Here is a 22,460-nt window from a genome sequence, read left to right on the forward strand (position 1 = left end):
CCGAGCCGGCACTTCTCCTTACTCCAGCGGCCCGGCGGCCCGCTGGCCCGCTGGCCCGCTGGCCCGCTGGCCCGCTGGCCGAGCATCCACTTCGTCCCCGCTCGGTCCAAATTGTCACGAAGCATGCACGAAACGTGTCGCGTTCCGTCAACTTCAGCATGTGGCCAGCCAACTGAGACATCATCAGGCATGCCCCGGGCCGCACCAGGCCCCCGGGAACCTCATGACTCGGAAAGGCTGCGCATGAGCGTGAAAACCGGCCCCCAGCGGTACCCCGGCTCCAGCCGCGCGAACTGGTACCAGGACGACTTCCCCGGTGACCCGATGGAGGTCAACGTCGTCGTCCTGCACACCACCGAAGGCCCGAACCTGCCGGGCTACGGCGGCGGTGGCTCCGCTCCGAACCTCACCGCGGTGCCCGACCTCGACGCGAAGCGGCTGCGCTGGTTCCAGCACTTCGACGTCGAGGTCTCCTCCCGGGCGCTGCAGAATCTCAAGGGCGGCGTCGAGACGAACACGCTCAACGTCTGCCAGGTCGAGCTGGTCGGCACCTGCGACCCCAAGACGCACCGCAAGTGGAAGAAGGCGGGACAGGAGCACATCTTCTGGCCCGAGGCCCCGGAATGGGCGCTCGAAGGCGTCGCGCGGTTCCTGTCCTGGATGCACGAGGAGCACGGCGTGCCCCTCGCTGGACCCAAGGCGTGGCCGGCCTACCCCGACTCGTTCGGCAACGGCCACAAGCAGCGCATGAGCCACTCGAAGTGGAGCAAGTTCTCGGGAGTGTGCGGCCATATGCACGTCCCCGAGAACGAGCACGGCGACCCCGGCGCGATCGACTTCACCGACATCCTGCGGCGCGCCAGGGCGGACCTGGACCTGGACGAACCGCCGGCCCAGCCGGCGCCGAGCCGGCCGAAGATCCCGGCGTTCCCGGGCCGCAAGTTCTTCGGCGAGGGCGCGATCAACGACCATGTCCTGAAGCTCGGCAAGCAGCTGGTCAAGCGCGGCTTCGGCGACCACTACAAGGTCGGCCCGGGCCGGACCTGGGGCGAGGCCGACCGGCTCAACGTGCGTGATTTCCAGAAGTCCCGCCCGGAGCTGCGCGGCGACGCCGACGGATTCCCCGGGCCGCTGACCTGGAAGCTGCTGTTCTCCTGACAGCGCCCCCCATCATCGCGGCACCTCGGCACCCTGGCTCCGGACTCAGCCGGGGCCGGGGCCCAAGCCGCCGCCCTGGAGGCGCTCCAGATCGGAGGGGCGCACCTGGATGACGAGGACCGCGATCAGCGCGGCGAGCGCGGTGAAGATCGCCGCCACGATGAACGCGCTGGACACGCCGGCGGTCAGGATCTCGTCGGCGTACGGCGGCGGCAGCTGGCCCGTCTTCTCGAAGCGCAGCCTCTCGACGGAAGTGGCCTGCTGCAGGAAGAGCGGGATCTGCTTGTCGGCCTCGTTGCCGCTGGCCGTGCCGAACATGGTGACCAGGATGGACAGGCCCAGCGAGCCGCCCACCTGCTGGGTGGCGTTGAGCAGCCCGGACGCCGCGCCGGTCTCGCGGACGGCGACGTTGGACAGCGCCATCAGCGTCAGCGACACGAACTCCATGCCCATGCCGAGGCTGAACACCAGCATCGGGCCGAGGATGCTGCCGGCGTACGTGGAGTGCACGTCCGTCAGGGTCAGCCAGGCGAGGCCGGAGGCGGCCAGGATCGCGCCGAGCACCATGAAGGGCTTGGGGCCGTAGACGGGCAGGAACCGTGAGGCCAGTCCGGCGCCGACCGCGATGACCGCGCTGACCGGCAGGAACGCGAACCCGGCCGCGAGCGGGCTGAAGTTCAGGACGTTCTGCACGAACAGCGTGAGGAAGAAGAACATCCCGAAGATCGCCGCGGCCAGGCACAGCATGATGCCGTAGGTGCCCGCGCGGTTGCGGTCGGCGAACATGTGCAGCGGCGTGATCGGCTGCCTGGACCGGCGCTCGATCAGGACGAACGCCGCCAGCACGACCACGGCCGCGCCGAACGACGCCAGCGTGTAGGCGTCCCGCCAGCCGTCCTGCGCGGCCCGGATGAAGCCGTACACCAGCAGCACCATGCCCGCGGTGGAGGTGAGTGCGCCCGCGATGTCGAAGTGGCCGGGGTGCCGCTCGGACTCCTTGATCCAGCGTGGTGTGGCGAGCACGATCAGCAGGCCGATGGGCACGTTGACGAACAGCACCCACCGCCAGTCCAGCCACTCGACCAGGATGCCGCCCATGAGCAGTCCGATCGCGCCGCCGCCCGCGGACACCGCGGCGAACACGCCGAACGCCCGGTTGCGTTCCGGGCCCTCGCGGAAGGTCGTACTGATCAGTGCCAGCGAGGTGGGGGACGCGATGGCGCCGCCGACGCCCTGCAGTGCGCGTGCCGCGAGCAGCTGACCGGCGTTCTGGGAGAGTCCGCCGAGCAGGGAGGCGAGCACGAACAGCAGCACGCCGAACACGAACACGCGCCGTCTGCCGAGGATGTCGCCGGCCCGGCCGCCGAGCAGCAGCAGGCCGCCGAAGGTGAGGGTGTAGGCGTTGACCACCCAGGACAGGCTGGTGGTGGAGAACTCCAGGGAGCGCTGGATGTCCGGCAGCGCGATGTTCACGATGGTGATGTCCAGCACCACCATCAGCTGGCAGGACGCGATGACCAGAAGGGCCATCGCGTTGCCGCCGCCACCCGGTTCGGGGGTGGCGGTGTGTGCTGCGGAGGTCGGCTGGGGATGGCTGCTCATGCGCGTCACGCCCTCGGGGCGAGGGGGGTCGGTGGACGGACGGGTGCGTCCACCGCTGGTCCACCCGTCCGACGCTACGCCCGCCCTCCGGGCGTCACCAGTCGATCATCGCCTCGGCTCCAGGTGACGCCCTGCACGCCCCAGCGGTCCAAGGGCCCGCCCGATTCCCCAGTTGACACGGCTCGTTCCGGTGCGCCGCGCGCTACGGGAACTAGCCGAGGAAGGACAGGCGTACCTGACGGTCCGGGTTGTCCTTGTTGGTGTCCACCAGGCAGACCGACTGCCAGGTGCCGAGTTCCAGGCGGCCACCGATCACCGGGAGGGTCGCGTGCGGGGGCACGATGGCGGGCAGGACGTGGTCGCGGCCGTGGCCGGGGCTGCCGTGGCGGTGCTGCCAGCGGTCGTCGGCGGGGAGCAGGGTGTGCAGGGCGGCGAGCAGATCGTGGTCGCTGCCCGCGCCCGTCTCGATGATGGCGACGCCGGCGGTGGCGTGGGGGACGAAGACGTTGAGGAGGCCGTCACGGCCGTCGGCCGCCTCCCTGAGGAAGGCCTCGCAGTCGGCGGTGAGGTCGACGATCCGCTCGCTGGAACCGGAGGAGACCCGCAGCACATGGGTGGTGAACGCATCTGGCATGCCCTCCATCCTGGCCCATGGACGGCCGCTGCCGGCTCAGGATGTCTCCCTCCGGTGTCTCGCCGTGGTCGGGCCGGCCGGGAAGATCTACCGCACCCACGCGGTTGGTAGAAACGTGAACAACTTGAGTGAGGTCGAGGTCGTCGTCATAGGCGCCGGGCAGGCGGGTCTGGCCGGCGCCTATCACCTGCGCCGCTCCGGTTTCGAGCCGGAGCGCGACTTCGTGGTCCTCGACCACTCCCCCGGACCCGGCGGCGCCTGGCAGTTCCGCTGGCCCTCGCTCACCTACGGCAAGGTGCACGGCATGCACGCCCTGCCGGGCATGGAGCTGACGGGCGCGGACCCCGAGCGGGCCTCCTCGGAGGTGATCTCCGAGTACTTCGCCGACTATGAGCGGACCTTCGACCTGCGCGTACGGCGTCCCGTCGACGTCCGCGCGGTCCGCGAGGGCCCGGACGGGCGGCTGCTGGTGGAGACCTCGGCCGGCACCTGGGCGACCCGGGCGCTGATCAACGCCACCGGCACCTGGGACCGCCCCTTCTGGCCGCGCTATCCCGGCCAGGAGACCTTCCGCGGACGCCAGTTGCACACCGCGCAGTACCCGGGCCCCAAGGAGTTCGCCGGGCAGCGCGTCGTGGTGGTCGGCGGCGGTGCCTCCGGGACGCAGCACCTGCTGGAGCTCGCCCCGTACGCCGCCTCGACCACCTGGGTCACCCGGCGGCCGCCCGTCTTCCGCGAGGGCCCCTTCGACGAGAAAGCGGGCCGCGCCGCGGTCGCCCTCGTCGAGGAGCGCGTGCGGCAGGGACTGCCGCCGAGGAGCGTGGTGTCGGTGACCGGACTGCCACTGAACGACGCGATCCGGCAGGGGCTGCGGGACGGAGCCCTGGACCGGCAGCCGATGTTCGACCGCATCACACCCGACGGGGTCGCCTGGGACGACGGCCGGCAGATCGCGGCCGACGTCATCCTGTGGGCGACCGGTTTCCGCGCGGCGATCGACCACCTCACCCCGCTGCGGCTGCGCGAGCCAGGCGGCGGCATCCGCATCGAGGGCACCCGCGCGGTCGCCGATCCCCGCATCCACCTCGTCGGCTACGGCCCGTCCGCCAGCACGATCGGCGCCAACCGTGCCGGCCGCGCCGCCGTACGGGACATCAGAAGGCTGCTGGCCGGGGAGCCGGTCGCCGCGTGACGCCTCACCAGGTCACTTTGCGGGCTGCGCGCTCTTCTTCTGCTGGGCGTTGAACTCCGCCACATTGCGCTGGTGTTCGGCGTAGTCGGCCGTGAAGCGGGTGTCGCCCGGCTTGACGGTGACGAAGTACAGCCAGTCGCCCGGCGTCGGGCTGATCGCCGCGCGCAGGGCGTCCTCGCCGGGGTTGGTGATCGGCGTGGGCGGCAGACCCATGCGCTGGTAGGAGTTGTAGGGGCTGTCCAGCCGGGTGTCGTCCAGCGTCGTCCGCAGCGTGGAGCGGCCGAGCGCGTAGTTGATGGTGGAGTCCATCTGCAGCGGCATGCCCCGCTCCAGCCGATTGAAGATCACCCGGGCCACCTTGCCCATGTCGGCCTTGGTGGCGGCCTCGGCCTGGACGATGCTGGCGATGGTGACGGCCTGGTAGACGTTCATCGCGTTGCGCTGGGCACCGGCCGCGATGGGCGCGCCGTTGAACTTCTTGTTCGCCGTGTCGACCATGTACGCCAGCAGCGACTCGGGCGTCGCCTTCTCCTGGAGCGGATAGGTCGCCGGGAACAGGTAGCCCTCCGGGTTGCCCTCGGCGTCGATAGGCAGCCTGAGGTGGGCCTTGGCCAGGGACTTCCTGGTGGCGCCCGGCGGCAGTTCGAGGGCCTTGTCGACAGCCTCGTAGACCTGGCCGGCGCGCCAGCCCTCGGGGATCACCAGCGAGGTGGGCTTGGCGTCCTGCTCGCCGCCCAGTGTCAGCAGCGGCACCGCCACGGCGGTGGCGGCCACGACGGCCCCGGTCGCGATGAGGACGATACGGCCCCGGCGCGTCAGCCGGATCGAGCTCCGTGGCGGAGTGTTCGTCTGCATGTGGGCACGGTAACCCGCATATCGCCACAAACCCGGCATATCTTCATTTTGTCGGCTCCAGTCGGGCGTCTCTTCGCACCAGGGCCGCATACCGTCCGTCGAGCCCCAACAGCTCCTCGTGCGTGCCCCGTTCGGCCACCCGGCCGGCGTCGAGAACCACGATCTGGTCGGCACTCCGAATGGTGGACAGCCGGTGCGCGATGGTGAGCGTGGTCCGGTCGGCCGACAGCGCGTCGATCGCCTGCTGGACCGCGCTCTCGGTGCGGGTGTCCAGCGCGCTGGTCGCCTCGTCGAGGATCAGCACCGGCGGGTCGCGCAGGATCGTACGGGCGATGGCGAGGCGCTGCTTCTCCCCGCCGGAGAAGCGATGGCCGCGCTCGCCGACGACCGTGTCGTAACCGTCGGGCAGCGCCGCGATGTGGTCGTGGATCTGCGCGGCCTTCGCCGCCGCGTGCAGCTCGTCGTCGGTGGCGTCGGGCTTGGCGAAGCGGAGGTTGTCGGCGACCGAGGCGTGGAAGAGGTACGTCTCCTGGGAGACGACGCCGACCGCGCGGGCGAGTGTGTCGAAGTCGAGGTCGCGCACGTCGACCCCGTCGATCGTGACCCGCCCGCCCGTCACGTCGTACAGCCGCGGCACCAGGTAGCCGAGCGTGGACTTGCCCGCGCCGGTGGGGCCGACCACCGCGAGACTGCCGCCCGCGGGGACGGTGACGTCGATGCCGTCGAGGACGGGGCCGTCCTTGGCGTCGTAGCCGAACTCGACCTCCTCGAAGCGGACCTCGCCCTTGATCCGGTCGAGACGTACGGGGCGTTCGCGCTCGGTGATGTCTATCGGCAGGTCCAGGTACTCGAAGATGCGCTGGAAGAGCGCGAGCGAGGTCTGGATCTGCACACCGGTGCCGAGCAGGCTGACCGTGGGCCGGAACAGGCCCTGCTGGAGCGAGACGAACGCCACGATGGTGCCCAGCGAGGCGTCGGGGCCGCCCAGATGGAAGGCGAGGCCGGCGGTCCAGTAGATGACGGCGGGCATGGCGGCCATGACGATCGTGATGACGGCCATCCGCCAGCGGCCCGCCATGTTCGCACGGACCTCCAGCTCGACCAGCCGCTCGGACTCATCGGCGAAGGACTGCGTCAGCGACTCGGCGCGGCCCATGGTGCGGCCGAGCAGGATGCCGCTGACCGACAGCGACTCGGTGACGGTGGCGGCCATGGCGGCCATCTGCTTCTGGCGCTGGGTGGTGATCCTCTTGCGTTCGTTGCCCACTCTGCGGCTGATCCACACGAACACCGGCAGCAGGAGCAGCGAGACGACCGTGAGCCGCCAGTCCAGCGCGAGCATCGCGGCGATCGTGGCTATGACGCCGGTGAGGTTGGAGACCAGGGAGGTGGCCGTGGAGGTGACGGTGGCCTGCATGCCGCCGATGTCGTTGGCGATGCGGGACTGCACCTCGCCGGTGCGCGTGCGCGTGAAGAAGGCGAGCGACATGCGCTGGAGCCGGCCGTAGACGGCGGTGCGCAGGTCGTGCATGACGCGCTGGCCGACCGTGGTGGAGATCAGGGTCTGCAGCACGCCGAAGACGCTGGTCAGCACGGCACTGAGGATCATGCCGAGAGCCAGCAGGGTGAGCAGGCCGGTGCGCCGCTCGGGGATCGCCTCGTCGAGGATCGCCTTCAGCAGGAAGGGCGTGGCGACGGAGACCAGCGAGGCGGCGCCGACCAGCAGGCCGACGACGGCCAGACGGCCGCGGTAGGGGCGGAAGAGCGCCAGGATGCGGCGCACCTGCCGGGGTTGCTCGCCCGCGTCGGCGGGCGGGATCCAGGTGGGGTCGTGATCGGGGTGCATGGGCTCCTACGGGATGGGACGAGGCCGGTGGCCGACGGATCGTAGCTCATTGTTACCTATACTCACAATGAATGGGGTCCTGATATTGTTCCCGCATGACCACCCCAGATTCCGAGGGCCTGCTCGCCGAGCAACTCCTGCGGCTCACCCGCCGGGTGCACCGCATCCAGAAACGGCATCTGGAACACCGTGACCTGGGCATCACTCCAGCCCAGTCCCGGCTGCTGCGCACCTTGGCACACTTCGGCTCACCGCCGCGGATGGCCGACCTCGCCGAGCGCCTCGAGGTCGTGCCCCGTGCGGTCACGACGCTGGTCGACGGTCTGGAGGCGAGCGGCATGGTGCGCCGGGTGCCCGACCCGGCCAACCGCCGGGTCATCCGCATCGAGGTCACCGAGGAGGGCCGCAAGGCCCTGCGGGAGCTGCGCGAGGCGCGGCGGTCGGCCGCGGAGGAGATCCTCGCCCCGCTGACGACGGCGGAGCGGACGGTGCTGCTGGGGCTCCTCGACACACTGATCGACGGCGACGGGGAGGGCCTGGGGGGCATCGGTGGCATGGGCGGCGTCGGGACGGGACGCTGCTGAAACCTTTCGGACGCCACTGCGGCCGCTCCCTGGCGGGAGCGGCCGCGGCAGGCGCGATGCCGTGCGCTCAGCAGCGCAGGCGGTCCTCCGTCAGCACACCCTGAGCCGTCGTCAGCGTGCGGTCGTAGCAGCCCGCCGAGCCGTACAGCCGGTAGCGCTCGCTCGTCGTACCGACCGCGTGCCGCTGGTCACGCGGCACGTTGATCGTGTAGGTGGCGTCGCCCGTGTAGGTGTCGTCGAGTCGTGACCAGGCGGTGCGGACGCCGCCTCGCGTCTCGGTGGTCGCGGCCCGGTCGCCCAGAGTCAGCACCGTGCGCAGCCGGTCGGCGGCGCCGAGGGTGGTCGTGCCGTCCATCGCGTACGTCCGCTGCGTACGGGTCGTCCGCGCCGCACCCGGCCCGTCGACGGTCCGGCTCTCCGCGTCGGTCCAGGTGGCGTCGAGCCCGTCGACCGTCTCGCCGTCGGTCCAGCGGTGCACCGAGGTGTTGGCCAGCGTGCGGGAAACGGTGGTCGTGACCCGGCCGTGCGAGGTGTCGACGTACCCGGCGACGGTCAGCGCATGGCCGCCCTCGGTGTCCACGCGGTGCTCCGAACCGGGCGTGTACGAGGAGTCGTTCACCAGGTCGGTGGCCTTCGTCGAGGTGAGCGCGCCGGGGACGTGGGTGCGGCCGGCGTCCTGCCAGACCAGTACGTTCACCGGTGTGCTCCAGCCACTCTGACCTGCCGGGACACCGGCGACGGACACCTCGACGCGGTGCGGGCGGCCGTCGTTGAGGAGGCCGGCGAACGGCGTCAGGTCGTACTCGATCGGCTTGATGTCGAAGGCGCGCGGGCCCGGTACGACGTACCAGAGGAAGGGATTCGACCATCCGCCTGTCCACACCGTCGGGAACGGGGCGGCTATTCCGGCGAGTTGGCCGTCGACCCGGATCTGCACCTCGCGGTACGGGCCGTCGTCGGCCGGGCAGGAGTAGGGGGCGGAGCCGGGCACGGTCAGGTACCAGTACTCCTCGCATCCGCCGCCCGATCCGGTGGCGTACACCTCGGCGAGGATGCGTTCGCTGTTGCGCGGGGCGGTGAGGGTGGCGCCGTCCGTGAGGGTGAGCACCTGGTCGGGGGTGCGGCGGGCCGCGGCGCCTCCCGCGAAGAAGGTGAGCGTGACCTTGACGTCGATGACGCCGGTGTAGGTGTCGTTGACGACGTTCCCGATCAGCATCTCCACGTCCCGGTCGGCCCGGAAGGTGTCGCTGTAGCGGGTGACGTCCTTCGACACCGACCACTCGATGCCGTCGGGCGAGGGCTGCGGGGTCGACGTCCGCAGGATCTCGACGCCTCCGACATGGACGTATCCGAGGCGGTCGTACTGCCGTCCCTTCACCTTGCCGTCGAGCCGCAGCACGACCTTGCTCCAGCGGTCGCCGCAGCCCTCGGGCGGGCTGTATCTGCCCTTGTACGGCGTGAAGTCGCGGAACTGTGCCTCGGCGAGCGTCACTCGGCAGGTCTTCCCGGCGGGCTCGGTGACCGGCGGGGCGGCGACGACCGGGTCGTGCCAGTCGGTGCCGAACTCGGCCGGGACGTCGGCCGATCGGGCTGGACCCGCCCCGAGAAGAGTGCTCGCCAGGAGGGTCGCCCCTGTGAGCATGGACATGATGATCCGGTTTCTCATGCCGGTGTTCTACGGGGAGTCGGGCGCTGTGGCAATGAGGCGTTCCGCAAGGCGTCCTCAAGTGGCCGATGCCGTACGGGCATCGGGAAAAGCGCTTGCCATCGACTACGCAAGGACGCGAACCTTTCACGGTTTGTTGCCGCCGGTGGGCGGTCCCGTACTCCTGAGACGAGCCACTGGGACGTCATGCAGATCCAAGACCTTCCGTATCCCGACCCGGGCGTTCCCGATGCACGCTCCGGGCCCCGATTCCTGTGGTGGCTCGGCCGGAACCAGGTGGGAGGGCAGCTGAAGTCCCTGGCCTGGGGGCTGCTGCACTTCCTGTCCGTCTCCACGCTGCCCTTCTGTGTCGGCCTGGCGGTGGAGGCCGTGGTCGACCGGTCCGGCGCCCGCCTGGCCGCCGCCGGCGGACTGATGGCGCTTGCCTGCGCGGGCAACACGATCGGCTCCACCGGCCTGCACCGCGCCGCCGTCACCAACTGGATCACCGCCGCCGCACGCGTCCAGCAACTCCTGGCACGCAAGGCCGCCGAACTCGGCTCGGCCCTCACCCGGCGGGTGGCCGCCGGAGAAGTGGTGGCCGTGTCCACGGGCGACGTGGAGAAGATCGGCTGGTTCGTGGAGGCGATGTCCCGGTTCACGGCCGCCGCGCTGACGGTCGTGGTGGTCTGCGTCGGACTCGTCGTCTACCAGCCGGCGCTGGGCGTGGTCGTCGCCGTCGGACTGCCCGTCCTGGCGCTGGCGGTGCTGCCGCTGCTGCCGCGGGCCACCCGGCGGGCCGACCAGCAGCGCGAGAAGGCAGGACGCGCCACCGAGCTGGCCTCCGACACCGTGGCGGGCCTGCGCGTGCTGCGCGGCATCGGCGGCGAGGAACTGTTCCTCGACCGCTACCGCCGTGCCTCCCAGGAGGTGCGCCACGCCGCCGTCCGCAGCGCCCGTATGTGGTCGCTCATCGGGGCGATCCAGGTCCTGCTGCCCGGGCTGCTGCTGATCTTCGTCGTCTGCTACGGCGTCCACCTGGCCCGCGAGGGCCGGATCACGGTCGGTCAACTCGTCACCGTCTACAGCTCCGTCCTGATCCTCACGTACCCGTTGCGGCACTTCGAGGAGATCGCGATGGCCTACTCCTTCTCCCGCCCCTCCGCGCGCCGGGCCGCCCGTGTGCTGTCCCTGGAACGCGCCACCGACAGCGGCGGATCCCTCGCGGGTGAGGCACCGGCCGGCGATCTGTACGACCCGACGACCGGCCTCCTCGCACCGGCAGGGCGGCTCACCGCCGTCGTGTGCGGCGACCCGGACGCGGCGGGCCGGCTCGCGGAGCGGCTGGGCGGGCACCCGAGCGAGCCGGGCACCTCGGTGCTGCTGGGCGGGGTGCCGTTGGACGATCTGCCGCTCGGCGACGCGCGCACTGCCGTGCTGGTGCAGGACAAGGACCCCGTGCTGCTGTCCGGCACCCTGCGCGAGTTGCTCGACGTACCCGCCTCCGGTGACGTCGACGCGCGCGACGCGCTGTCCGCGGCACAGTGCGAGGACGTGCTGGCCGCGCTCGCGCAGGGCTCGCTGGACGCCGAGGACCCGATGGACGCCCGGATCACCGAGCGCGGGCGCTCGCTGTCCGGCGGCCAGCGCCAGCGCCTCGCCCTCGCCCGGTCCCTGGTGACCGACCCCGAGGTGCTGGTTCTGGACGAGCCGACCTCCGCCGTCGACTCGCACACGGAGGCGCGGATCGCGCAGGGGCTGCAGGAACTGCGCGACGGGCGCACCACGGTGGTCTTCACCTCCTCCCCACTGCTGCTGGACCGGGCCGACCGGGTCGTCCTCGTCCACGACGGCGAGGTCGTCGCGGTGGGCCCGCACCGCGAACTCGTGCACGCCGAGCCCCGGTACCGGGCGGTGGTCACCCGCGACACCGAGGACGATGCCGCGGGCTCGCGCTCCCGGGCGGACGCCGCTCTGACGGACGCCCTGGACGACACCGAGGTACTGGAAGAGACCGACGCACTGGAAGAGATCGAGGAGACGGCATGATCGGCGTGGCGCCACCGGCGTACGACCCGGCGGCCCCGACGACGGCGAGCACACTCCCCGTCGGTGCCCCGGCGACCGTACGCGCGTATGTGAAGGAACTGTTCCAGCGGCACCGCCGCGCCTTTCTGCTGCTCATCGGCGTCAACACCATCGCCGTGGTCACCTCGATGGTCGGGCCCTATCTCCTCGGCGACCTGGTGGAACGGGTCTCGGACGAGGCCCGCGAGCTGCATCTCGGGCTGACAGCCACGTTGTTCGTGGCCGCGCTGCTCGTGCAGGCCGTCTTCGTGCGCGAGGTGCGGCTGCGCGGGGCGATGCTGGGCGAGCGAATGCTGGCCGACCTGCGCGAGGACTTCCTGGTGCGGTCGGTCGGCCTGCCTCCCGGTGTCCTGGAGCGGGCCGGAACCGGTGACCTGCTGTCCCGGATCACCACCGACATCGACCGGCTCGCCAACGCCATGCGCGAGGCAGTCCCGCAACTGGCGATCGGCCTCGTCTGGGCGGCGCTGCTGCTGGGCGGGCTGGTCGTCACGGCACCGCCGCTCGGCGCCGCCGTGCTGGTCGCCGTGCCGCTGCTGGTCGTCGGATGCCGCTGGTACTTCAAGCGGGCGCCCGCCGCCTACCGCTCGGAGGCCGCCGGGTACGCCGCCGTGGCCGCCGCGCTCGCCGAGACCGTGGACGCCGGGCACACCATCGAGGCGCACCGGCTGGGCGAACGCCGGGTCGCCCTGTCCGACCAGCGCATCAAGGAGTGGACGAGCTGGGAGCGCTACACGCTGTGGCTCCGGTCGGTGCTGATCCCGGTCGTCGACATCACGCATGTGACGGTGCTGGGCTCCGTGCTCATGTTCGGCGGGGTCTTCGTCCTTCAGGGCTGGATCGGCGTCGGCCAGCTCACGACCGGCGCGCTCATCGCGCAGATGCTGGTCGACCCGGTGGGCCTCATCCTGCGCTGGTACGACGAGCTCCAGGTGGCCCAGGTGTCCCTCGCCCGGCTCGTCGGCGTGCGGGACATCGAGCCCGAGGCGGGTGACGCCGCCGTGGCCCCGGTGGGGCGGGACGTGCACGCCGACCAGGTGCACTTCGGCTACCGCGAGGGCGTGGACGTCCTGCGCAAGGTGTCCCTCTCCGTCGCCCCCGGCACCCGGCTGGCCCTCGTCGGACCCTCCGGCGCGGGCAAGTCCACGCTGGGCCGCCTCCTCGCCGGCATCTACGCGCCCCGGTCCGGCCGCATCACCCTGGGCGGCGCCGAGCTGTCCCGGATGCCCGCGGAACGGGTCCGCTCCCATGTGGCCCTCGTCAATCAGGAGCACCACGTCTTCGTGGGCACCCTGCGCGACAACCTGCTGCTCGCTGTTCCGCGATCGCGGCTCGGGGCGGGCGCAGTGGTGCCGGCGCAGGGGCACGCGCCGGGCTCGTCGGAGGACACCACCGACGCCGAGCTGTGGGAGGCCCTCACCGCGGTCGACGCGGACGGCTGGGCGCGCGCGCTCAAGGACGGGCTGGACACCGAGGTGGGCTCGGGCGGCTTCGCCCTGACCCCCGCCCAGGCCCAGCAGATCGCGCTCGCCCGGCTGGTGCTGGCCGATCCGCACACCCTCGTCCTGGACGAGGCGACCTCGCTGCTCGACCCGCGCGCGGCCCGGCACCTCGAACGGTCCCTGGCCCGCGTCCTCGACGGCCGCACCGTCGTCGCCATCGCCCACCGCCTCCACACGGCCCACGACGCCGACATCATCGCCGTCGTCGAGAACGGCCGCATCAGCGAACTGGGCAGCCACGACGAACTGGTCACGGCGGACGGGGCCTACGCGGCACTGTGGCGGTCCTGGCACGGATGACACGACCGGCCCACGGAGGGCCGGGATCGAGGGACGCGCAGGGCCGGGGGACTCGGCGCGTCCCACCGTAGGCCCGTCGCCGTGACCACCGGACGCGGTCCGGGGACACACCAGGCTGGGGCACGCGGCCCCGACCAGCGACGGCACCCCGTATCGGCCGTCCGCCCGCGACCCGGGACGCACCGGGTCGCGGGACTCGGCACCGTCCCTCGACAGCGAATCCCACCAGCCCTCCGACCGAGCCCCGGGACGCGCCAGGCCGGAAGACCCGGCCCTCACCACGGCCGGCACCCTCCCCCGCTCGTCCGCCCGGCGCGCTCGCCCCGGCCACCTGCGCCTTCCCCCGCGGACCAACATCAGAAAGCCTCGACGGGTCCGTGAAGCGCCTCCCGAGAGGGTCGGAACAGGGAGCGCGGGGGTGCTGTCGCAGGCCACGGTGTCGGTGGGCCCACCTGCGGCGCGGCCGGGCGACGGGTGCGGGAGCCCGGCCCCGGCCGGGCCCCGCCTCGTGCCGTTGCGCGGTTCCGACGAAGGGTGGAACTCTGGAAAGCGGCACCGGCCGCGGGAGTACCCGGCGGCCCGCCGATGCCGTGACGGCCCACGCACCGCGCGGGGACGACATCCCGCCACCCGAGGCCGTGACGGCACCGTCCCCACCACCTGGAGGTACCCGTGAACAGCGCCGACGGATGGGGAGACGACGTCTACCAGCCCGACGCGTCCGACCAGCGCGAGGACACCGGGCTGCTCGATGCGGAGGACACCCTCGAGTACGACGGTGTGGGCGACCCACTGGACCGGGGCTGGTCCCCTCCGGAGAAGCCTTGGGCCGTCGAGCACGACGGTGTGACGGCCGCCGAGCGCTGGCAGGGCGAGACCCTGGACCAGCGGCTGGCCGAGGAGGTGCCTGACGTGGACGCGGCCGATGACGGGGACGGCATCGGCGACCGCGACACCGACGGCGAGCTCTTGGACAACGAGGTCGGCGCCGCTCGCTCGGGCCGCCTCGTGGCCCCCGACGAGGGAGCGCACGAGGACGAGGAGAGCGCGCTCGTCGCCACGGACGTCGGCATCGACGGTGCGGCGGCCTCCGCCGAGGAGGCGGCCATGCACATCGTCGACGAGGAGGCCCTGTACGGCTGACGTCGCACCCGACCTTCCGCCCGACCCTCTTTCCACGCCGCACCAGGAGCACGCATGCAGCAGGACAAGCACCCCGACTACCACCCCGTCGTCTTCCGTGACCGGGCCGCCGGATACGCCTTCCTCACCCGTTCCACCGCGAGCAGCGACCAGACCATCGAGTGGGACGACGGCGAGACCTACCCGGTCGTCGACGTGGAGATCTCCTCCGAGAGCCACCCGTTCTACACGGGCAAGGCCCGCACCATCGACACCGAGGGCCGCGTCGCCGCCTTCGAGCGGCGCTACGGCGGTGCCCAGTCCGGCGGCAACGCCTGACCGCAGGCGCCGAAGCCAACCGCCACGCCGACGGTTGGGACCGCGGCGCGGATCGCTCAGATGAAGTTGAGCGCGGCCGCGCCGCCCACTCCCCCGAGCACCATGAACGCCGGCATCAGCACCTTCAGCTCCACCCAGCTTCCCGCCCGGAACCGCATGGCCTTGGGCGGGCCGATCGGGTACCAGCGCTTGCGGCCCACCGGGATCGGCCACAGGATCGGGCATCCCGAGACCGTCAGCGCGTCCCCGATGTCGTGCACCAGAGCGCCGAGCACGATCGGCAGGCCCAGCCACAGGTACTCCTGGCCCGGCGCCGTGAACATCCAGTCCGCGCCGTTGCCCGGCTTGTCCAGCACTCCGGCGAGGATCCACGCGCTGGTCGCGGCCAGCAGCCACACCAGCACGTCGCTGCTCGACCCGCGGGCGGCCCGCCACAGCAGACCTTCGATCGCCAGCACCATGTGCACGAAGAGGATCGCCAGGACCGCCCAGCGGCCGCCCGTGATCGCCAGCGCCGAGGCGCCCGCCCCGAGCAGCACCGCCCACAGCCAGGTGTGCGTCAGCGTGCGGTGCCCGCCCGAACGGCGCGCGTCGCCCTGCTTGCGGGTGGCCTTGTAGACGGCGTAGGAGAGCTTGTCCACGATCTCGCACACACCCCGCGACAGCGGACCGAACGCGCGCGAGATGGTGGCCGCCTTGTGATCGAGGTCCGGGGCGAGCGCCGCGCCGGCGCAGAGCAGGGAACCGACCAGGAGGACCGGCCAGGGCATCGTGTGCCCGGCCGCGGCGGCGGCCGCTCCGACGCCGAGCCAGGCCGCGGCGCCCGAGAGTGAGTGTGCTGGTCCCATCATCGCCGTTGCCCGCCCCGTTCCTCGTCTGCCGCTGTCCAGTTGGCCGCGTGGACTGACGCCACGTCGGCGACACAGCGTAGCGGTCGTGATCTTCGGGCGGGCATCCGATTCCCGCATCGGGGCGGAGGCCAGGCAAGATGGGGGCGTGACCCTCATCGATCAGCTCCCGCCGACCGCAGACCCCGACGCCCTCTACGAAGCCTTCGAGTCCTGGGCCGAGGAGCGGGGTCTCACGCTCTACCCCCATCAGGAGGAGGCGCTGATCGAGGTGGTGTCCGGCGCGAACGTGATCGTGTCGACGCCCACGGGCTCCGGCAAGAGCATGATCGCCGCGGGCGCCCATTTCGCCGCGCTCGCCCGTGACGAGGTCACCTTCTACACGGCCCCGATCAAGGCGCTGGTGTCGGAGAAGTTCTTCGAGCTGTGCAAGCTCTTCGGCACCGAGAACGTCGGCATGCTCACCGGCGACGCCTCCGTCAACGCCGACGCGCCGGTCATCTGCTGCACCGCCGAGGTGCTCGCCTCGATCGCGCTGCGCGACGGCAGGAACGCCGACGTCGGCCAGGTCGTCATGGACGAGTTCCACTTCTACGCCGAGCAGGACCGCGGCTGGGCCTGGCAGATCCCCATCCTGGAGCTGCCGCAGGCGCAGTTCATCCTGATGTCGGCCACACTCGGCGACGTCTCGATGTTCGAGAAGGACCTCACCCGACGCACCGGACGCCCCACTTCGGTGGTCCGCTCCGCGACCCGCCCGGTGCCGCTGTCCTACGAGTACCAGCGCACCCCGATGACGGAGACGCTCACCGAGCTGCTCCAGACGCAGCAGGCGCCGGTGTACATCGTGCACTTCACCCAGGCGCAGGCCGTGGAGCGGGCGCAGGCGCTGATGAGCATCAACATGTGCTCCAAGGACGAGAAGGAGCAGATCGCCGAGCTGATCGGCAACTTCCGCTTCACCACCAAGTTCGGCCGCAACCTCTCCCGGTACGTCCGGCACGGCATCGGCGTGCACCACGCGGGCATGCTGCCCAAGTACCGGCGTCTGGTGGAGAAGCTCGCGCAGGCAGGCCTGTTGAAGGTCATCTGCGGCACCGACACCCTCGGCGTCGGCGTCAACGTGCCCATCCGCACGGTGCTGTTCACCGCGCTCACCAAGTACGACGGCAGCCGTGTGCGCACGCTGCGCGCCCGGGAGTTCCATCAGATCGCGGGCCGGGCCGGCCGGGCCGGCTTCGACACGGCGGGCTTCGTCGTGGCGCAGGCTCCCGAGCACGTCATCGAGAACGAGAAGGCGCTCGCCAAGGCGGGCGACGACCCGAAGAAGCGGCGCAAGGTGGTGCGCAAGAAGGCACCCGAGGGCTTTGTGGCGTGGAGCGAGGACACCTTCGAGAAGCTGATCGCGTCCCAGCCGGAGCCGCTCACCTCCCGCTTCCGTGTCACGCACACGATGCTGCTGTCGGTGATCGCCCGTCCCGGCAACGCCTTCGAGGCGATGCGGCATCTGCTGGAGGACAACCACGAGCCGCGCAGGCAGCAACTGCGGCACATTCGCCGGGCCATCGCCATCTACCGCTCGCTGCTGGACGGCGGCATCGTCGAGAAGCTCGACGAGCCCGACGCCGAGGGCCGTATCGTCCGGCTCACGGTCGACCTCCAGCAGGACTTCGCGCTCAACCAGCCGCTGTCCACCTTCGCGCTGGCCGCGTTCGAGCTCCTCGATCCCGAGTCGCCGTCGTACGCCCTGGACATGGTGTCGGTCGTGGAGTCCACCCTGGACGACCCGCGGCAGATCCTCGCCGCCCAGCAGAACAAGGCGCGCGGCGAGGCCGTGGCCGCGATGAAGTCGGACGGCGTCGAGTACGAGGAGCGCATGGAGCGCCTCCAGGACGTCACCTACCCCAAGCCGCTGGAGGAGCTGCTCTTTCACGCGTACAACACGTACCGCAAGAGCCACCCCTGGGTCGGCGACCACCCGCTGTCGCCGAAGTCCGTGATCCGCGACATGTACGAGCGGGCCATGTCCTTCACCGAGCTGGTCTCCCACTACGAACTGGCCCGCACCGAGGGCATCGTGCTGCGTTACCTCGCCAGCGCCTACAAGGCTCTCGACCACAACATCCCGGACGACCTGAAGTCCGAGGATCTCGAAGACCTGATCGAGTGGCTCGGCGAAATGGTCCGCCAGGTCGACTCCAGCCTGCTGGACGAGTGGGAGCAGCTCGCCAACCCGGAGGTGATGACCGCCGAGGAGGCGCAGGAGAAGGCCGACGAGGTCAAGCCGGTCACCACCAACGCGCGTGCCTTCAGGGTCCTGGTCCGCAACGCCATGTTCCGGCGGGTGGAGCTGGCCGCCCTCGACCAGGTCGACGAGCTGGGCGAGATGGACGCCGAGTCCGGCTGGGACGCGGACGCCTGGGGCGAGGCGATGGACAAGTACTGGGACGAGTACGAGGATCTCGGCACCGGTCCGAACGCCCGTGGTCCCAAGCTTCTCGTCATCGAGGAGGAACCGCAGAACCGACTGTGGCGGGTCCGGCAGATCTTCGACGACCCGAACGGGGATCATGACTGGGGCATCAGCGCAGAGATCGACCTGGAGGCCTCCGACGCGGAGGGACGCGCGGTTGTCCGTGTGACGGACGTCGGCCAGCTGTGAGCACAGGAGAGACACGCCCATGACGAACCCGGCCGAGAGGCTCGTGGACCTGCTCGACCTGGAGCAGATCGAGGTCAACATCTTCCGTGGCCGCAGCCCCGAGGAGTCCCTGCAGCGGGTCTTCGGAGGGCAGGTGGCCGGCCAGGCGCTGGTGGCCGCCGGGCGCACCACCGAGGGCGACCGCCCGGTGCACTCGCTGCACGCGTACTTCCTGCGTCCGGGCCGGCCGGGCGTGCCGATCGTGTACCAGGTGGAGCGGGTGCGGGACGGGCGGTCGTTCACGACCCGCCGGGTCACCGCCGTGCAGCAGGGCCGCACGATCTTCAATCTGACCGCCTCCTTTCACAAGCCTGAGGAAGGGAGCTTCGAGCACCAGCTGCCGCCGGCCCGCAAGGTCCCGGACCCGGAGTCCCTTCCGACGGTCACGGACGAGATCCGGGAGCATCTGGGCGCACTGCCCGAGCAGTTGGAGCGGATGGCGCGCCGTCAGCCCTTCGACATCCGGTACGTGGACCGGCTGCGCTGGACCAAGGAAGAGGTCCAGGGCTCCGATCCGCGCAGCGCGGTGTGGATGCGCGCGGTGGGGCCGCTGGGTGACGACCCGCTCGTGCACACCTGCGCGCTGACGTACGCCAGTGACATGACCCTCCTGGACGCGGTGCGCATCCCGGTGGAACCGCTGTGGGGGCCGCGTGGTTTCGACATGGCGTCGCTGGATCACGCGATGTGGTTCCACCGGCCGTTCCGCGCCGACGAGTGGTTCCTCTACGACCAGGAGTCGCCGATCGCCACGGGCGGGCGGGGACTGGCCCGCGGCCGGATCTACGACCTGGAGGGCCGGCTGCTTGTCTCGGTCGTCCAGGAAGGCCTGTTCAGGGCCCTGTAGCCCGGTCAGGAGCGCTGCGGTGCGCGTTCCGCGCGTCGGACACGTGCCCTGCCGCGACGCAGTCGGCCCAGCAGCCCCGTCCGGGTTCGCCCGGGGGCGTGGGGTGTGGACCCGCGGGCCTCTTCAGGGAGAGCCATCTCGCTGCCGCTGGGCTCGGCTGGGGCCGGCGGGGTGTCCTGCCGGTGCGCCGGGCGCGGTGCGGGCCGGTGTCGGCGGGCTTCCTCCAGCGTCGCGGTCAGCTCGGACCTGAGCCAGGCGATCTCGTCCGGGTCGCCCGCCGTCATGATGCGCTCGGCGATATGGGCGGACGGGGAGCCCGGCGAGCCGTTGCCGGGCGGTCCCGGGCGGAAGCGGTTCACATGGGAGCGCTCGTAGGGGTCCGGCACGAGCTGGGCGATCTCGACGGGCGCGAGCAGGGCCGCGAGTGCTCCCGCGCGCTGCCAGGGATCGTCGGCCTGGCGGAGCAGGAATCCGAGGTGGCGTCCGCGCCAGTTCCGGGCCCGCAGGTCGAGGCCGTCCTCGGCCTGGCCGCGCAATCCGGCGGGCATCCGCCCGGTCAGCAGTGGGGTGTTGTCCGCGTCGGCGGCGAACTGCCGGAGCTCGTCGGCGAGATACAGCCAGACCACGGCCCGGTAGCGGTTGAGATAGAAGCGCACCGGCACCACCAGGCCCAGGCGGGCGAGCCGGGTGAACCGGGTGGCGGGCACCTCCATGAGGGCCGCTCCCTCGCTGGTGCCCACGACGCGCACGCTGTCCTGAAGGGATTGCGGGAAGTCCGGCTCGGCGCGCAGTCGGTCGAGTTCGGCGTACGGGACCCGGCGGCCTCCGCCGCCCTCGTCGGGCACGGTACGGATACGCCCGAGGTGCACCGCGAGATCGAAGTCGTTGCGCTTGAGGCCCAGTTCGCGGGCGGCGCGGCTCGGCGTGCAGGTGAGGTGGTCGGGTCGCGTGATGGTGTCGCCTGACATGGTCGGTCTCCCCCGTGGAGTCGGTGGCTCGCTCGGTGCGATGCCCGTGGAAAAGACCGTAGCGGCCGCGGCCGATCTCGTGGCGAGCCTGTGGATAACTTTGCGACGGGAGATGAAAGCGCAGGTCAGAGATCTATGGAGGGGGTGCGCTCGGGATGCCGGGCGTCGACGGCGAGGTGCTCGCCGACCCGGTTGACGAGCAGCGTCATCTCGTAGGCGATCTGCCCGATGTCGGCGTCGGCGCCGCTGAGGACGCACAGACAGCTTCCGGTGCCCGCGGCGGTGACGAAGAGCACCGCGTCGTCGAACTCGACCATCGTCTGGCGTACCTGTCCGGCGCCGAAGTGGCGTCCCGAGCCCTTGGCGAGGCTGTGCAGTCCGGATGCGACGGCGGCGAGGTGTTCCGCGTCCTCGCGCCGCAGTCCGGTGCTCGCGCCGGTGACCAGTCCGTCGTTGGACAGCACCAGCACGTGCCGTACCTGGTCGACGCGCTCGGTCAGATCGTCCAGAAGCCAGCCGAGTCCCTGGTTCTGCCCCATGTTCCGGTCTCCCCGTGTTCTCCCCGTGTGACGTCTCCTCCGTGTCGGAGGAACTCTTCGCCAGCCTTCCCCACGAGCGGCGTGCGGGCAAGGAGGATGTGGCCATGGCACACAAGATGACCGACGACGAATGGCGGGCGTTCGTCTCCCACGGAACACGCACCGGCAAACTGTCCACCGTCCGGGCTGACGGCAGCCCGCACGTGGCGCCGATCTGGTTCCTCCTCGACGGCGACGAGGTGGTGTTCACCACCGGCAGCCGCACCGTCAAGGGGCGGAATCTGGTGCGCGACGGACGGGTCGCCCTGTGCGTGGACGACGACCGGCCACCCTTCGACTTCGTGGTGCTGCAGGGTCGCGCCCGGGTGTCGGAGGACCAGGCGGACCTGCGTCACTGGGCGACTCGCCTGGGGGCGCGGTACATGGGCGAGGAGCGCGCCGAGGAGTTCGGCGCGCGCAACGCCGTACCGGGTGAGCTTCTCGTCCGGGTGTCGATCGACAAGGTCGTCTCCGAGAAGGCCGTCTCCGGCTGAAACCGCTGCCGGACGTCAGCCGACGGAGTCGAGCAGCCGGGCGCTGTGCACGCGTCCGGCGTACTCCACGAGCCGGATGAGCACTTCCTTGCCGGAGTCCCGGTCGCGGGCGTCGCAGAGCACGACCGGTGTGCCCTGGTCGAGATCGAGCGCGCGCAGTACATCGGCGACGTCATGTGCGCGGGCACCGGCGAAGCAGTTGACCGCGACCACGAACGGGATGTGCCGGTGCTCGAAGTAGTCGACGGCCGGGAAACAGTCCTCGAGGCGTCTGGTGTCGGCGAGGACGACGGCGCCGAGCGCGCCCTGTGCCAACTCGTCCCACAGGAACCAGAAGCGGTCCTGTCCGGGGGTGCCGAACAGGTAGAGGGACAGCCCGGACCGGATGGTGATCCGTCCGAAGTCCATGGCCACGGTGGTGGTGACCTTCTGGTCCACGCCGTCGGTGTCGTCCACCGACTGGCCCGCCTGGCTGAGCAGTTCCTCCGTGCGTAGCGGCCTGATCTCGCTGACCGCGCCCACCAGGGTCGTCTTGCCCACGCCGAAACCGCCGGCGACCAGAATCTTCAACGCCAGTGCGGCCGTCTCGTCGTCTGTGGCGTCGGAGTGCTCGGAGACCATGGATCACTTCTCTCGGGAGTGCCGGAATCGGTCGACGTGGGGGGTGTGGGGCGCACGGGCGGTGTGCCGATGCGTCTTCAATGAGCGCCGGTGCGCGCCCACTTCGTTTTTCGCAAGCTCCTCTACAGCGCCCGCAGCCCTTCGATCACCTCGCGCAGAATCCGTTCGTCGGGGAGCTGAGCGGGTGGTACGGGACGGGTGACGGTGACCCGGCCCAGTTCCAGGAGGTCACCGAGGAGCACCCGGACCACGCCGACCGGCAGGTCGGTGCCTGCGGCGAGTTCGGCGACGGACTGTGTCTCCGTACGGCACAGGTCGACCAGCGCGCGGTGTTCGGGGCCGAGCGCGGCGTCGTCCTCGGCCCCCGGCGCCGCGGGGTCGAGGGTGACAAGAGCGATCAGGTCGAAGCGGACTCCGGTGGGCCCGGGCCGGGTCCGGCCGCCGGTCATGGCATAGGGGCGGACGATCGGGCCGGCCTCGCCGTCGTACCACTGGCTGCCCGGTTCGCTCGGAGCGCCCCGCAGGTCGTCGGTCAT

The 22,460-nt window shown here is 71.1% G+C and carries 20 protein-coding genes; 10 read left to right on the top strand and 10 right to left on the bottom strand.

Annotated features, from left to right (window positions below):
* Positions 1 to 243: 243 nt before the first annotated feature.
* Positions 244 to 1,158, top strand: coding sequence for a peptidoglycan-binding protein (locus ACIQ6Y_RS18150; RefSeq protein ID WP_404039454.1), 915 nt, complete (start codon positions 244 to 246; stop codon positions 1,156 to 1,158).
* A gap of 45 nt (positions 1,159 to 1,203) precedes the next feature.
* On the opposite strand, the gene ACIQ6Y_RS18155 is transcribed toward ACIQ6Y_RS18150, so the two are convergent.
* Positions 1,204 to 2,760 carry an MFS transporter gene (locus ACIQ6Y_RS18155; protein WP_404039457.1) on the bottom strand — a complete coding sequence of 519 codons (1,557 nt, stop codon included), beginning with the start codon at positions 2,758 to 2,760 and terminating at the stop codon, positions 1,204 to 1,206.
* A gap of 211 nt (positions 2,761 to 2,971) precedes the next feature.
* The gene (locus ACIQ6Y_RS18160) at positions 2,972 to 3,394 is read right to left on the bottom strand and encodes a secondary thiamine-phosphate synthase enzyme YjbQ (RefSeq protein WP_404039460.1); all 423 of its coding nucleotides are present in this window, start codon (positions 3,392 to 3,394) and stop codon (positions 2,972 to 2,974) included.
* A 115-nt stretch (positions 3,395 to 3,509) separates the two neighbouring features.
* Here ACIQ6Y_RS18160 and ACIQ6Y_RS18165 point away from each other — a divergent pair, with 115 nt between their 5' ends.
* The gene (locus ACIQ6Y_RS18165; RefSeq protein ID WP_404039463.1) at positions 3,510 to 4,586 is read left to right on the top strand and encodes an NAD(P)-binding domain-containing protein; all 1,077 of its coding nucleotides are present in this window, start codon (positions 3,510 to 3,512) and stop codon (positions 4,584 to 4,586) included.
* Positions 4,587 to 4,598: 12 nt separating this feature from the next.
* Here ACIQ6Y_RS18165 and mltG read toward each other — a convergent pair whose 3' ends face one another.
* Together mltG and ACIQ6Y_RS18175 are read right to left on the bottom strand one after the other, a co-directional pair.
* Entirely contained in the window at positions 4,599 to 5,441 is an 843-nt protein-coding gene (gene mltG / locus ACIQ6Y_RS18170) for an endolytic transglycosylase MltG (protein ID WP_404039466.1), read from the bottom strand.
* Positions 5,442 to 5,484: 43 nt separating this feature from the next.
* On the bottom strand, positions 5,485 to 7,287 hold the full coding sequence (locus ACIQ6Y_RS18175) for an ABC transporter ATP-binding protein (RefSeq protein ID WP_404039469.1): 1,803 nt from the start codon (positions 7,285 to 7,287) through the stop codon (positions 5,485 to 5,487).
* Positions 7,288 to 7,382: 95 nt separating this feature from the next.
* On the opposite strand from ACIQ6Y_RS18175, the gene ACIQ6Y_RS18180 reads away from it, so the two are divergent.
* On the top strand, positions 7,383 to 7,871 hold the full coding sequence (locus ACIQ6Y_RS18180; protein WP_404039472.1) for a MarR family winged helix-turn-helix transcriptional regulator: 489 nt from the start codon (positions 7,383 to 7,385) through the stop codon (positions 7,869 to 7,871).
* A 67-nt stretch (positions 7,872 to 7,938) separates the two neighbouring features.
* On the opposite strand, the gene ACIQ6Y_RS18185 is transcribed toward ACIQ6Y_RS18180, so the two are convergent.
* Positions 7,939 to 9,537 carry a peptide-N4-asparagine amidase gene (locus ACIQ6Y_RS18185; protein ID WP_404039475.1) on the bottom strand — a complete coding sequence of 533 codons (1,599 nt, stop codon included), beginning with the start codon at positions 9,535 to 9,537 and terminating at the stop codon, positions 7,939 to 7,941.
* Positions 9,538 to 9,723: 186 nt separating this feature from the next.
* Here ACIQ6Y_RS18185 and ACIQ6Y_RS18190 point away from each other — a divergent pair, with 186 nt between their 5' ends.
* From ACIQ6Y_RS18190 to ACIQ6Y_RS18205, 4 genes are all read left to right on the top strand, one after another.
* Positions 9,724 to 11,565: an ABC transporter transmembrane domain-containing protein gene (locus ACIQ6Y_RS18190; RefSeq protein ID WP_404039478.1), complete on the top strand. Its 1,842-nt coding sequence runs from the start codon at positions 9,724 to 9,726 to the stop codon at positions 11,563 to 11,565.
* Positions 11,562 to 13,406, top strand: a complete 1,845-nt coding sequence (locus tag ACIQ6Y_RS18195) for an ABC transporter ATP-binding protein (protein ID WP_404039481.1) — start codon at positions 11,562 to 11,564, stop codon at positions 13,404 to 13,406. The genes ACIQ6Y_RS18190 and ACIQ6Y_RS18195 overlap by 4 nt, the downstream gene beginning before the upstream one ends.
* A 672-nt stretch (positions 13,407 to 14,078) precedes the next feature.
* On the top strand, positions 14,079 to 14,549 hold the full coding sequence (locus tag ACIQ6Y_RS18200) for a DUF5709 domain-containing protein (protein WP_404039484.1): 471 nt from the start codon (positions 14,079 to 14,081) through the stop codon (positions 14,547 to 14,549).
* A 54-nt stretch (positions 14,550 to 14,603) separates the two neighbouring features.
* On the top strand, positions 14,604 to 14,867 hold the full coding sequence (locus ACIQ6Y_RS18205; RefSeq protein ID WP_404039487.1) for a type B 50S ribosomal protein L31: 264 nt from the start codon (positions 14,604 to 14,606) through the stop codon (positions 14,865 to 14,867).
* Between the two features lie 56 nt (positions 14,868 to 14,923).
* Here the strand turns inward: ACIQ6Y_RS18205 and ACIQ6Y_RS18210 are convergent, their stop codons facing one another.
* A complete protein-coding gene (locus ACIQ6Y_RS18210) occupies positions 14,924 to 15,718 on the bottom strand; it encodes a metal-dependent hydrolase (protein WP_404039490.1) in 795 nt (264 codons plus the stop codon).
* A 145-nt stretch (positions 15,719 to 15,863) separates the two neighbouring features.
* Between ACIQ6Y_RS18210 and ACIQ6Y_RS18215 the strand changes: the two genes are divergently transcribed.
* Together ACIQ6Y_RS18215 and ACIQ6Y_RS18220 are read left to right on the top strand one after the other, a co-directional pair.
* Complete coding sequence (locus ACIQ6Y_RS18215) at positions 15,864 to 18,377, top strand: DEAD/DEAH box helicase (protein WP_404039493.1); 2,514 nt, start codon at positions 15,864 to 15,866, stop codon at positions 18,375 to 18,377.
* A 19-nt stretch (positions 18,378 to 18,396) separates the two neighbouring features.
* Entirely contained in the window at positions 18,397 to 19,263 is an 867-nt protein-coding gene (locus ACIQ6Y_RS18220; RefSeq protein WP_399644138.1) for an acyl-CoA thioesterase, read from the top strand.
* 5 nt (positions 19,264 to 19,268) lie between these two features.
* Here the strand turns inward: ACIQ6Y_RS18220 and ACIQ6Y_RS18225 are convergent, their stop codons facing one another.
* On the bottom strand, positions 19,269 to 20,231 hold the full coding sequence (locus tag ACIQ6Y_RS18225) for a DUF6397 family protein (protein ID WP_404039496.1): 963 nt from the start codon (positions 20,229 to 20,231) through the stop codon (positions 19,269 to 19,271).
* Between the two features lie 125 nt (positions 20,232 to 20,356).
* Positions 20,357 to 20,770 carry a roadblock/LC7 domain-containing protein gene (locus ACIQ6Y_RS18230; protein ID WP_404039499.1) on the bottom strand — a complete coding sequence of 138 codons (414 nt, stop codon included), beginning with the start codon at positions 20,768 to 20,770 and terminating at the stop codon, positions 20,357 to 20,359.
* A gap of 104 nt (positions 20,771 to 20,874) precedes the next feature.
* Between ACIQ6Y_RS18230 and ACIQ6Y_RS18235 the strand changes: the two genes are divergently transcribed.
* Positions 20,875 to 21,303, top strand: a complete 429-nt coding sequence (locus ACIQ6Y_RS18235; protein WP_404039502.1) for a PPOX class F420-dependent oxidoreductase — start codon at positions 20,875 to 20,877, stop codon at positions 21,301 to 21,303.
* Positions 21,304 to 21,318: 15 nt separating this feature from the next.
* On the opposite strand, the gene ACIQ6Y_RS18240 is transcribed toward ACIQ6Y_RS18235, so the two are convergent.
* Positions 21,319 to 21,924, bottom strand: a complete 606-nt coding sequence (locus ACIQ6Y_RS18240; protein WP_404039505.1) for a GTP-binding protein — start codon at positions 21,922 to 21,924, stop codon at positions 21,319 to 21,321.
* A 122-nt stretch (positions 21,925 to 22,046) separates the two neighbouring features.
* Positions 22,047 to 22,460, bottom strand: coding sequence for a DUF742 domain-containing protein (locus ACIQ6Y_RS18245; protein WP_404039508.1), 414 nt, complete (start codon positions 22,458 to 22,460; stop codon positions 22,047 to 22,049).

The sequence above is a fragment of the Streptomyces sp. NPDC096205 genome, from assembly GCF_044763135.1.
Lineage (GTDB): Bacteria > Actinomycetota > Actinomycetes > Streptomycetales > Streptomycetaceae > Streptomyces.